Annotated in this window: 10 protein-coding genes; 6 read left to right on the top strand and 4 right to left on the bottom strand. The window is 46.8% G+C overall.

What is annotated here, in order from left to right:
• Window positions 1-34 precede the first annotated feature (34 nt).
• From L0U89_RS12880 to dnaN, 6 genes are all read left to right on the top strand, one after another.
• The gene (locus tag L0U89_RS12880) at window positions 35-2683 is read left to right on the top strand and encodes a DUF5686 and carboxypeptidase regulatory-like domain-containing protein (protein ID WP_234861896.1); all 2649 of its coding nucleotides are present in this window, start codon (window positions 35-37) and stop codon (window positions 2681-2683) included.
• A 285-nt stretch (window positions 2684-2968) separates the two neighbouring features.
• On the top strand, window positions 2969-3718 hold the full coding sequence (locus L0U89_RS12875) for a DUF3575 domain-containing protein (protein ID WP_234861895.1): 750 nt from the start codon (window positions 2969-2971) through the stop codon (window positions 3716-3718).
• 144 nt (window positions 3719-3862) lie between these two features.
• Window positions 3863-4768, top strand: coding sequence for a gliding motility-associated ABC transporter ATP-binding subunit GldA (gldA, locus tag L0U89_RS12870; RefSeq protein WP_234861894.1), 906 nt, complete (start codon window positions 3863-3865; stop codon window positions 4766-4768).
• A gap of 4 nt (window positions 4769-4772) precedes the next feature.
• Complete coding sequence (gene gldF / locus L0U89_RS12865) at window positions 4773-5495, top strand: gliding motility-associated ABC transporter permease subunit GldF (RefSeq protein ID WP_234861893.1); 723 nt, start codon at window positions 4773-4775, stop codon at window positions 5493-5495.
• Window positions 5492-7171 carry a gliding motility-associated ABC transporter substrate-binding protein GldG gene (gene gldG / locus L0U89_RS12860; RefSeq protein WP_234861892.1) on the top strand — a complete coding sequence of 560 codons (1680 nt, stop codon included), beginning with the start codon at window positions 5492-5494 and terminating at the stop codon, window positions 7169-7171. The genes gldF and gldG overlap by 4 nt, the downstream gene beginning before the upstream one ends.
• Before the next feature lie 152 nt (window positions 7172-7323).
• Window positions 7324-8448 carry a DNA polymerase III subunit beta gene (gene dnaN / locus L0U89_RS12855; RefSeq protein WP_234861891.1) on the top strand — a complete coding sequence of 375 codons (1125 nt, stop codon included), beginning with the start codon at window positions 7324-7326 and terminating at the stop codon, window positions 8446-8448.
• Window positions 8449-8536: 88 nt separating this feature from the next.
• On the opposite strand, the gene L0U89_RS12850 is transcribed toward dnaN, so the two are convergent.
• The 4 genes from L0U89_RS12850 to L0U89_RS12835 form a co-directional block, all read right to left on the bottom strand.
• Window positions 8537-9481 carry a hypothetical protein gene (locus tag L0U89_RS12850; protein WP_234861890.1) on the bottom strand — a complete coding sequence of 315 codons (945 nt, stop codon included), beginning with the start codon at window positions 9479-9481 and terminating at the stop codon, window positions 8537-8539.
• A gap of 106 nt (window positions 9482-9587) precedes the next feature.
• A complete protein-coding gene (locus L0U89_RS12845) occupies window positions 9588-10421 on the bottom strand; it encodes an LOG family protein (RefSeq protein WP_234861889.1) in 834 nt (277 codons plus the stop codon).
• Window positions 10422-10577: 156 nt separating this feature from the next.
• Complete coding sequence (locus tag L0U89_RS12840) at window positions 10578-11438, bottom strand: diacylglycerol/lipid kinase family protein (protein ID WP_234861888.1); 861 nt, start codon at window positions 11436-11438, stop codon at window positions 10578-10580.
• Between the two features lie 82 nt (window positions 11439-11520).
• Window positions 11521-12462, bottom strand: a complete 942-nt coding sequence (locus tag L0U89_RS12835) for a hypothetical protein (protein WP_234861887.1) — start codon at window positions 12460-12462, stop codon at window positions 11521-11523.
• Between the last annotated feature and the right edge of the window lie 45 nt (window positions 12463-12507).

Genomic DNA, 12507 nt, shown 5'->3' with positions numbered 1-12507 from the left:
TGAATCTTGTATTTTCGAGGATAATTGTTGTTTTATGGTCCGATTGAAAGAAATCTTTTGGCTGGGTGTGTTTTTTTTGGGCATTGTTCAGGGGGTCTTCGCACAAGGCATCAGGGGAAAAGTCACTACCGAAAAGGGTGAACCCTTGCCTTTTGCCTCCATCTACATCCGAAATACAGGTGAAGGAGTAGCCACCAACCAAAATGGAGAGTATGAGTTGAAGCTCAAGAAGGGCGTTTATGACGTATTGGCCCAATACCTCGGCTATGCTTCCGACCTTCAGACGGTCGTGGTATTGGAGGAGTGGGTCACGCTGGATTTCAAAATGAGCGAACAGGTCTATTCCCTTCAGGAGGTGACGGTCAATACAAAGGCCGAAGACCCCGCTCTCACGATCATGCGGAAAGCCATTTCCAAAGCAAAATACCACCGAATGCAGGTGCAGGAATACAGCATGATGGTGTACCTCAAGGGTACGGGGAGTTTGACCGATGCGCCGTTTTTCATGAAAAAGGAGTTGGAAAAAGAAGGAGTAAAACTCAACGAAGCCTATACAACGGAGTCGGTTTCCAAGATCACCTTCAAACAGCCCAATGCAGTCGAGGAAGAAGTCATCAGCATCCGCACCAACGGCGATAACAATCAGACTTCACCCGCACCCTACATCGCGACGAGTTTTTACAATCCAAAAATCAACAACGCGATTTCGCCGCTTTCACCTTCGGCGTTTGCCTATTACAAGTTCAGGTACGAAGGTTCATTTACTGAAGACGGCGTCTTGGTCAACCGCATACGAGTGCAGCCACGGTCGCCGGGCGAGTTGGTCTTTGACGGATATATCTATATCATTGAAGGACTTTGGGCCATTCATAGCCTTGATCTAAAAACATCGCTTTTGGGCTTTCAGATTGGTGTGCGTCAGCTTTACCAGCCGGTGGCCGAAAATGTCTGGATGCCTTCGACCCACACTTACACTTTTGGCGGCAAGTTTTTTGGATTTGCAGGCGAGTACAAATACCTCGCCTCGACGCGGGATTACAAGGTCACACTCAATCCAGACCTAATCGTCGAGACCAAAATCATCGATGAAAAAGTTGACGAGGTACCGACGGACGTGAGTAGCTTCAACAAAAACCTCTCGAGTTTGGAGCAGCTGGCCAATGCGGACAAAATGACCAAGAAGGATTTTCGGAAACTGATCAATGAATATGAGAAAGAAGCCCTTAAAGAACGGGAGGATGAAGAGATCATTTCCGAACGGTCCTACAAGGTCGATTCATTGGCTAGAAAGCGCAGCCTCGCCTATTGGGATAGCATCCGTCCTGTCAAACTTACCGAGGCCGAAATCCGGGGTTATGTGCGGGACGACAGCTTGGCATCCATCGAGGCTGCCAAGGTTAGCGATGTCGATTCCATTGCAAAAAAAGCAAGAAGAGGTTTCAAGCCCTTGGAAATCATCGGCGGCGGCTCCTACAGTTTCGGAAAGGGAAGATCAGCTGGATTCCGTACCAACTGGACCAAGTTTTCCTTCAATACGGTCGAGGGTTTCAAAGTTGGGCTGGCGGGATTTTACAGGTTAGAAAAAACGGAAAAAATGGCCGATTCGGTTACCAACTTCAGAAGGGTTTGGTATTTTGAGCCGGAGTTTAGGTATGGTTTTTCGAGCCAGCGCCTTTACAGCACTTTCGAGATCCGAAGGTCCGTCAATCGGGGAAGGCCGGGAAACACCGCAACGCTGACGGGTGGAAGGTTTATTTATCAATTCAATCCCGAGAACCCGATTTCAGAGCTGGTCAACGCTGCGTATTCATTGCTTTTGCGGCAGAATTATATGAAGCTCTACGAGCAGGATTTTGTGAAGCTGGCCTATTCCCAGCGGGTGACCGATGCATTTACATTCCGCACCAACCTCCTGTATGCCTACCGACGGGAGTTGGAAAACAATACGGATTTCAGCTTTTACAATAGACCCGAGAGATCGTACATGCCCAATAGACCCGACAACATCGAGGCCCCAGACCGTGCCTTTGACGACCATCATGCCTTGATTTGGCACGGGAACATAGAATGGCGTCCTGGTATGAAGTATTACATCCGCGATGGACGAAAAAACCCTATTTACGAATCGGCCCCTATGCTGGTCCTGAACTATACCAGAGCGATTTCGTCGGTTTTCAACAATCAAAATGCGGCAAGATTTGATAGGCTCGAAGGTGGGATAGAGCATTTCTTCAATTTCGGAGTCAGTGGCAAGCTTGACTTCAATATCAAGGCGGGAACCTTTCTCAACCAGGATCGGGTGTATTTCCAGGACTTCAAGCATTTTGGCGGTAACAGGACCATTTTTGCCAATATGGGTGTGGCGTCCAACTATCGCTTCTTGGATTATTACCAATATAGCACGCAGGGCGCTTACATCAGCAGCATCATGCATTACCAATTCAGGAAGTTCTTGCTGACACAGTTGCCGATGCTCAGATTCTCTGGAGTCCGCGAAAATATCTTCCTGAACTATCTCAAGACTGAGAACTCACCGCACTATTGGGAGGTGGGCTATTCCTTGGACAATCTTTTCAGGATTTTCCGAGTAGAAATGGGTGCCGGCTTCGAAAATGGCAATTACCAACGGGGAGGATTCCGGTTTGGGATCGCGAGCTTCATCAATGTGAGTTTTTCGGATTGATTTTTTTGAAAACCAAAAAATCCGCTCTAAATTGGGGCTGTAAGGTTTAATATCAATCGAGATGCGCTGCCTGTGGCGGTGGATTCTCTCAAGGGGCTTCTTTGAAGCCTTTTTTATTTTAAGCCATTTTAGAAGTGGAATTTTCTGACGCCGAGGCTGCATTTATCTTGATTTTGAAGATTCCGTTACGTATTCGGTTTTTCAAAATTCTTTCGCTGAAATTGGGCCATTTTGATGGTATCGAGACGGACTTTGGTTAAATTCAGTGTCTAAACCCCCAGCATTATGAAACGTCTTCTTTGCTTGTTTTTATTGATGGTTATGGTGACCATCCCAGCTTGGTGCCAGGTTGATTCTTTGGCAAAAGAGCGAAAGAATATCGCCAGAATTAATGTCTCTAGTCCGATGATTTGGGGTACCAAATTCGTCGCGATCGGTTATGAACGGGTGTTGTCGGAAAAGCGCTCCTTCTCTGTCAATCTGGGACGGTTTTCACTTCCGAAGCTGATGCGGTTGGACGAGAACGGGGAAGCCATCAATGGCGATCGCTCAGTTTCGGAGCGTGGCTATCATTTCGCCGCAGATTACCGTTTTTACCTTGCCAAAGAAAACCGTCACAAGGCGCCACGTGGAGTTTACATCGGGCCGCATTTTCAGTACAACTACCTGACCCGCAACAATGATTTGGCACTCAATACTGAAAATTTCCAAGGCAATGTCAATTTTGATTTCAACTTCAACACGGTAATCGCCGGTTTTCAATTGGGGTATCAATTTGTTTTTTGGGAACGGCTTGCGCTCGATATGGTGTTGGCAGGACCTGGGATAGGTTTTTATGATTTGAAAACAAGCCTGAATACTGACCTTCCAGCCGAAGAACAGGAGGAGTTTTTCCGAGAACTCAATGAGGCGATCAAAGGAAGATTTCCCATGTTTGAAGGCGTCATCAAGCCGGGCGAGATTGCCAACTCAGGCGGATTCAGGAGTCTGAGCTATGGGTTCAGGTACGTGGTCAATGTTGGATTCAGGTTTTAGGCAAACTGCTGAGATTTTACAGCTTTAATTCCTTGGTTTCAAATCTCCGGCATTCGAAGATTCAGCGATTTTTGTGGCCTGTGCGAAAAAATATTTTGCCAACCGCAGGAGTTGCGGTTAATTTAGCCACCTAATTGAAAATCCATGTCTCTGTCGGTCAATCACCTCACCAAAAAATATGGCACGCAGTTAGCTCTGGACGATGTATCGTTCGAGGCTGAGAAAGGGCAAGTCTTGGGTTTTTTGGGTCCAAATGGGGCTGGGAAGTCCACCACCATGAAGATTGCCACCGGGTATATTGCAGCCGACGGTGGTGATGTCTTGGTCAACGGAATTTCGGTCAAGGCGAATTTTGAACAGACGAGTCGGCTGATTGGCTACCTTCCCGAGCACAATCCACTGTACATGGACATGTATGTGCGTGAGTTTTTGGAATTTGTGGGTGGTTTGTATGGCATGGCTGGCAAAAGCCTGAAATCTCGGGTGGAGGAATTGGTTGGATTGTGTGGACTCGAGATTGAAGCGCACAAAAGGATCCAAGCACTTTCAAAAGGATACCGGCAGCGTGTCGGCTTGGCAAAGGCACTTATCCATGACCCGGAAGTGATCATTTTGGACGAGCCTACCACCGGACTCGACCCCAACCAACTGGTCGAAATCCGGAAATTGATAAAGACTATAAGCAAGGACAAGACCTTGATACTTTCCACCCATATCATGCAGGAAGTGGAGGCCATCTGTGATAAGGTAGTCATCATCAACAAGGGAAAAATCGTCGCCTCAGACTTGCTTTCCAACCTTAAATCAGGGAGAAGGAATGCCGTGCTTCAGCTTGAGACCGAGGAAGAACTCCAATTGGAATGGTTTCAGCATGTAGGAAAGGGCGAGTTCTTGTCCAGTCGTTCGCAAATTGGGATTTCTGTGGACGATGCAGCCTCGGGACGAAGAGAGCTTTTGTCCATTATCCAGGAAAGGAATCTGACCTTGGTCTCAATCAGTCTGAAGGAAAACAACCTGGAAGCGATATTTCAACAAATCACCCAATCCTAAATCGATGTTTGCACTGTACCGAAAGGAAATCAATGCCTTCTTCAGCAACCTGAGCGGATACCTCATTTTGGCGGTGTTTTTGGTTTCTTTGGGGTTGATTGTCTGGGTTTTTCCCGATACTTCCGTATTGGAATACGGGTTTGCGGATTTGGAGCCGTTGTTCGTATATACCCCTTTTGTATTCATTTTCTTGATTCCGGCGATCACGATGAAAATGATCGCAGAGGAAAGAAGGTCGGGCACTTGGGAAATCCTGTTGACCTCGCCATTGGGCATCCTGAGGATAATTATTGGGAAGTATTTGGCAAGCCTGACGCTCATTTTTTTAGCCTTGATTCCGACCTTGCTGTTTTATTACTCGATCGTGCAGTTGGGAGACCCCGTCGGCAATATTGACCATGCGGGATTTTTCGGTTCATGGATCGGGCTTTGCCTGATGGGGGCGGTTTTTGCCTCGATCGGCATCTTTTCCTCTGCCTTGACCTCGCACCAAATCGTGGCATTTATCTGGGGGGTGTTCCTGTCATTTCTCTTGTACTTCGGCTTGACTGCCTTGGTACAAATGCAGATTATGAGTCCGATTGCGCTTTTCCTGGAATCCCTTAGCCTGAGTTACCACTATCAAAGCATGGGCAGAGGCGTTATCGTCTCCGAAAATCTTGCCTATTTCATGACGGTTGTTGTATTGATGTTGGGACTGACGACTATTATCCTGAAGAGAAAATGAGAAACTTAGAAGGATCGATCAAGCAAATGGGTGTTTTGGCTGTGATGCTCGCGGCTATTTGGGCGTTGGTTTCCCTTCTGCCCTTTAGGTTGGACTTGACCGAGGAAAAGCGGTATTCCCTGCATCCTGCGAGTATTGCGGTTTTGGAAGGATTGGAGGAACCGATCGAGATAGATATCCTGCTTGTCGGCGAGCTCCCGGGCGGCATGCGCAGACTGCAGCGGTCCGTGGAAGAGAATATCCGCACATTCAATTCCTATAGCAACAAGCGGATCACGTACCGGTACTTCAATCCCTTGGATCTGCCAAAGAAAGAGCAAGAGGATTTTATCGTGGGCCTTTCGGACTTTGGCATCAACCCAACCAACCTCTACACCAGTGAGGCTGGGGGAAAACAAACCAAAATGATTTTCCCGGGAATCTTGGCGCGAAACGCTGAGTTTGAGGTCGGGGCCTTGATCTTGAAAGGAGAGGCAAACATGGGCCCGGATGAGATTTTGAACCAATCTGTCGAAAACCTCGAATTTGAGCTGATCAATGCGATCAAGAGGCTGGTTTCCAAACAGGAAAAGGAAATCGGCTTGATCGTGGGCCATGGGGAGATGTCCGAGGATGAGGGATTTGGGATCGTGGAGGCTTTAGCAGATGACTATCAGGTGTACAAGGTGCCGCTTGAGCAGGCAAAGTTGGTCGACGATCTGATGACTTTTGATATTCTGATGGTGATCGGCCCAAAATCAGCCTATCAAGAAAGGGAAATCTATTTACTCGACCAGTTTTTGATGCGTGGCGGAAATCTTGTTTTCCTGGTTGACCCGCTCGCCTACAACTTTGAGGAGGCCGGCGGTGAGGGTACAGTCGCGATGCCGTTTGACAATGGATTGGATCAGATGCTGTTTCGATATGGCGTTCGCGTCAATAAGGACTTCGTGCAGGACATCAATTTTGGCTACCACGTGGTCATGGGAGGAAACTTTGGAAATCAACAACAGATGGTACCGCTACCTTGGCCGTTTTATGTGGCGGCTGGAAGAATGGCCAAGCATCCGATTACCAAAGGACTCGATCAAATTGTATTTAGATTCACCGGCTCTTTGGACACTGTCAAGGCAGATGGAGTGGTCAAGACACCTTTGGTTTTTGGTTCGGATTTTGGGAAAAAATTGCCAGCACCCGTCAGGTTAGCCTTTGCCGATATGGAGGAAAAGCCTGATCTCGACGAGTTCAACCAACCAAACCTTCCCTTGGTTTACCTGCTTGAAGGGGATTTCACCTCGCTGTTTAAAAATCGGTTTTTACCCGAAGGCGTAGATAAGGCAGGATTTGTTCCTGAAAGCAATGAAGGCCGGGTACTTGTAGCGGGCACGGGACAGCTTTTTCAAAGCAGCAAAAGCCCCTTGGATGGAAATCCCTTGCTATTGGGTCAGGATCCCTTCAGCGATACCCAATATGCGAATCGTCAGTTGCTTCAAAATGCCGTGAACTACCTCGTCGATCCGGATGGAATCATAGCGGCAAGGACCAAACAGTTCCAAATCCGACCGCTCAACAAGGTCAAGGTGGAGGCAGAGAAAACCAAATGGCAAACCATCAACACGGTCCTTCCGGCGGTTGTTTTTGCGCTTTTTGGATTTGTGTGGGTGGCTTTGCGAAAGAGAAAATTTGCGGGAAAATAAGGCAATTCGCTGCTTAAAATTGTTTGTTCCTAATTCAAAACGGGCCCATTTTGATTTTTTTTCAGGAAAGTTTCTGTCAAAAGCCGCTTTAAGGATTTTATTTATAAATTTACCCTCTTCAATTTCAAACTGAAAAAATAAGCCTGCGCAATATGAAATTTATTGTTTCTTCATCTGCACTTCTCAAGCAACTTTCAGCCATCAACGGTGTCGTAACCACCAATCCGGTGGTGCCTATTTTGGAAAATTTCCTTTTTGAGATCAAAAGTGGAAAATTGACCGTTACCGCTTCTGACTTGCAGACTTCGATGATCACCGAATTGGATGTTGAAGCCCGGGAAGATGGCAATATTGCGGTTCCTGCCAAAATCCTGATCGAGACGCTCAAGAACCTTCCTGAGCAGCCTGTGACTTTCAGCATCGACCAGGATACCTACAGCATCGAAATCAGTTCCGACAATGGTCGATACAAATTGGCGGGCGAGAATGCGACGGATTTCCCAAAAATCCCTTCAGTCACCAACGCCACTGCAGTGGATATGTCCACAGAGATTCTCAGCAGCGCGATCAGCAACACCATTTTTGCTACCAGCAATGACGAACTGAGACCTGCAATGACGGGTGTGTACATCAATCTGAGCAAGACGAATACTACCTTCGTGGCGACTGATGGCCACAGGCTCGTCCGCTACAGAAGAGTTGATGTGGCTTCCAAAGAGGACTCGAGCATCATCATTCCAAGAAAGGCGCTCAATTTGCTGAAGTCTACTTTGCCTTCTGAAAATGTGCCCGTGACTGTCGAATTCAACAGCTCCAATGCCTATTTCAAGTTCAACAATACGAAAATGATCTGCCGCTTGATCGATGAGCGCTTTCCGGACTATGAGAACGTCATCCCGGTAGACAACCCCAATCACATGACCATCGATCGATTGGAGTTTTTGGGTTCATTGAGGAGGATCGCGATCTATGCCAACAAAACCACCCATCAGGTGCGCTTGAAATTGACGGGAAGCGAGCTTCAAATCTCCGCAGAAGACTTGGATTTCTCCAACGAAGCCAACGAGCGCCTGTCTTGTGACCATGATGGGGAGGATATCGAAATCGGCTTCAATGCCCGATTCTTGGTTGAAATGCTCAACAACCTTTCTTCCAAAGAGGTCACGCTCAAGTTCTCTGCGCCAAACCGTGCAGGTCTGATCGTGCCTTCCGACAAAGGCGACAACGAAGACATCCTCATGCTCGTGATGCCTGTGATGTTGAACAATTACGTTTAGTGGTAATTTCTGCTCAGCAGACACAAAAAAGGGGAACTGATCGACGTCAGTTCCCCTTTTTTTGGCTCGAAAAGACCAAACACACAGATCAATTGGTGATCAACAAGGCGCCGATGCCATTGGTAGGGTTGCGCAGTTCAAGTTTATTCCCATTGATTTCAAAATCGACCGTTTGATTGAACAAAAAGATTTGGCTTAGACTATCGAATTTGTTGTAGATGCCTTTGGTGAGTTGGTCAAAATTATTAGTCTGGGCGGTAGCTGGTCTGGGTGGCATCCAAGCAGGGTCTACGGCCCGCGTTATCCTCAATTTGTTATCTGATTCTTTTCCGTATACCAAGAAAAGTTGATTTGACCTTATCCAAACGGCACTTTCAATTTTGAATGATTTAGCCTCGGGATCTTCAATTGGCGATCCGGTTAATAATTTGTCATAGAAGGTGATTCCAATCTCCGGGTTTTCGCAAGTAGGCGAGGAGATGATGTTGCCATTTTGATCGATAAACCCAACAAACTTCCAAAAACGATTTTCAAGACTAAATGAACCAGACTTATCGGTTATCGCTACCGGACAGCTTTCGATTTTTTCGATCCGCTCCAGCACGAAGGGAGATCCGGTGAATGGGTCACCAGGCCGCCGTTCCTTTGCCTTTCCGCTTACGGTCACATGCATTCTATGATTTCCCCGCGCCTCACCATATCTCAGATAACGAAAAAAATACCCTACATCGGCACAGCCTTCGATGATTGTCATCCCATACATTAATTGTTCATTGAGAAAACTGCAGATCAGGGGGTCTTTATCGGGCACCAACCTCCGTTTTTGAGCATCATCCTGAAGCTCAAAAAAGAAGAGGTAGCTTGTTTGTGTGCCGTTTGTGATCGTTTCGACATCCAAAAATGCCGGTACGCCTGCTATCTCTTCGACCGTCTTTCGCAACCCAATTTCAAGTGGGATATTTTGGGCGGGATCGTCCTGCTGAGAGCATCCGAAAAATCCGAAAAACAGAAGGAGGAAAATTAGATTTCTCATTGAAAAAAGATTTAAGGATCAATTTAGATATCGATTACAAATTTAACCAATTTGATTTTCAGTTCACCAAGCAAACGACTGAAAGTCAAATGTTTGGAAGTGCATTTTAGCGAATTTTTTTCAAGTTTCGCCTGAGTTTCTTTTTCTCCTTTTCTAGGATTTTGTGAAAATCTGGAGGCAGGCTTTTCAGCACCAAATCAACGGCTTCCTCGGGCGTATCGACGATTTTGGAAAAACCGATTTCTTCGGGGGCAAATACCCCCTGTCCAGCCATATAGCCCACAAAGTCCCGTAAGCCTTTCCAAAACTCCTTCCCGACAAGAATCAATGGGAAAGGGCCGATTTTTTTGCACTGGATCAGCGTGGCCGCTTCGAAGAGTTCATCCAAAGTCCCCAATCCTCCCGGCATGACGATAAAGGCGCACGAGTACTTGACCAGCATGACTTTCCGGATGAAGAAGTAATTGAACTCGATGCTCTTGTGGACATAGGGGTTGGGGTACTGTTCTTTGGGCAAGATGATGTTGAGTCCATAGCTTCTTCCGCCTGCCTCAAAAGCGCCTTTGTTACCGGCTTCCATTGCTCCCGGACCTCCGCCCGTGAGGACCGAAAACCCGGCTTTGGCAAAAACCTCACCCGTTTTTCGGGAAAGCTCATAGTTGTCATCGCCAGGTTTGAAACGTGCTGAACCAAATATGGTCACAGCCGGGCCGACCTTGCTCAGTTTCTTTACTGCCGATTCAAACTCCTTGGAGATCCTTTGTATCCTTTGTTTTTCCTTTTCCGGAGTACGTGTTTGGGTCAGGAAGTCCCGTTCGTCCCTGACTTTTTTTGATAATTTGGGAAGCTCATAGTCCATTTCTGCTTCCTGCCAATGGTCTTGCCAGGCCTTTTCCCATTCCTCGGGGCTTACAGGCTTAAAATCAGAATGCTGTTTCATGGTTGTTTTTGATAAAAATTCTCTTGAAGTTACCAGCATTTGTGGGCCTAAGAAACTTGTCTCTTTATTTTTTGGAAGCCTAGTGATAAAAATCAGTTTTTTACCGAACCCAATTAGACAAAAGCCTTAAAAAAAAGAATTTGTGCGGGAAATTGGTCAAGCAATAATTTCCAAAACCAGGGATTCCACCTGACACCTCATTGGCGTGTACCCGACAAATTCCCCGTCCATATCGATTGGGAGCGGAATATCTGAGGAAATGTTGCATTCGGTTCCCCGATGATAAGAAACTTCCGGATGCCGGATTTTTTTTGCCCGCTTGAGTCTCGGAATGTTTTTCAGATAATCCCAGATTGAAATTTCACCCAAGATCACCCAATCAAGTTTGCCATCGTCCAGTTTGGCTTCCGGTGCTATGCCAAGACCACTGGCAAAATACCTTCCATTGGCCATACAGATGCTCATGACTTTTCCTTCATGGTAAAATCCATGGGAGCTGAATCTGACGTTGGCAGGACGATATTTCATGAATGACTTGATGATAACCAAAAAATAGGTGAGGTTGGAACTCCACAAAGGCTTTCCGGCGCGCAACATTTGGGTGGCCAGCCCGCCCAAGCCGACATCTGCGATATTGACAAAGTAGCGCCGTGATTTTTCTCCTTCTTTGCCTACAAATTCCAATTTTCCTGCATCGATTCGTTTTGATTTGCCCAGTTTGATGTTATCGCAGAGCATTGTTAAATCCCGTCGGATACCCAGACTCCTGACAAAATCATTCCCCTTGCCAAAAGGCAGGATTCCCATCTTTAACTTGCTTCTGTTGGGGTGAAAAAGAATGGCATTAGCAACTTCATTGACAGTACCGTCTCCGCCCACGGCTATCAAGACATTGGCTCCGCGTTCGATTGCTTCGATAGCCCAAAAGGATGCGTTTTTTTCAGCGGTCGTGATGTGAAATGCAAGGGAGCCAAGTTCCTCAAAAGTCCTTTTTATTTTGAGGATCAGCTTTTCCATCACAGCATTTTTTCCATGTATGATAAACGAGACCCGTGGCTTTCCTTGCATTTTCGGCTGTTTGATCCAAATGTAGCGTGATTTATTGGGCTACAAAAAGTGCGCTGAAACCTCGGCGCGAGTTGGTCAGCATGAGCGTGCCAAGGTCGATCCGATAATTGATTGTGTCATTGGGCTTGAGCAAGAGATTTAGGCTGTCGAATTTGTGCTTCATCTCCCAAGTGACCCCTTCGAAGGAATTGATAGGAATAACTGGCCCGGGAGATTTTGGTGGGTGGAATAAGGCTGAATCGATCCTAAGGCGGGAGTTATCAATTGGGATGTAAACGTCTGCCCACAGCCCATTGCTTTGCCATACTTGAGAGGTCTTGCGAATCCTCTTTGCCTCGGGATTGGGGATATATTGGAATTGAGAAGGCGATAGCAATTCTGATTCAAAGTTAAGTCTGACTTCTTGGTCTTCGCATGCGGGCTTGGAATAGATTCTTCCATTTGTTGCAAATCCAATCCATTTCCAGTTTGTACTTGCTAGGGAGGGGCTAGATGTAGGTTGCTGCCATTGATTCGTGCAGAAATTTCCCTTTCGGATCGAGCGGGGAGCAAAAGCCTTCCAAAGGATTGGATCATCGGGGTGCCGTTCTTTGATTTCACCATCTACCTCGACGTGCATGCGATAAATGCCGCCAATATTCCCAAATGCCAAGAATTTGTCATGGTAGCCCAGCACACAGGGTGAATCAGTCCAGCTTGGATTGACAATCAGGGTCGAAAGCAGCTCGCAGATCAGGACGTCGTCTGCGGGCATGAGAGTTTCCGTAGCATTTCCCAGAAGCAATTCCAGGTAAAAGCGATGTCTCAAGTTGCCATAGGTGTCGACATAGGACCATACGCCAATGTATGCGGGTCCGGATTTGATTTCTTGGATCGTTTTCCTTTTGTAGACATTGGCGGGTACGCGATCGCCATCAAAAAGTCCCTCGCAGGAGCAAAGAAATATGCACATCAATATCCATCCGCGTTTCATCACATGGGTTGTTTGAACATAAAATTAGGGCAAGGATCGGGAAGA

It is taken from the genome of Mariniradius sediminis, assembly GCF_021491425.1.
Taxonomy (GTDB): domain Bacteria; phylum Bacteroidota; class Bacteroidia; order Cytophagales; family Cyclobacteriaceae; genus Mariniradius; species Mariniradius saccharolyticus.
This window is presented reverse-complemented; position numbering and strand designations above follow the sequence as displayed.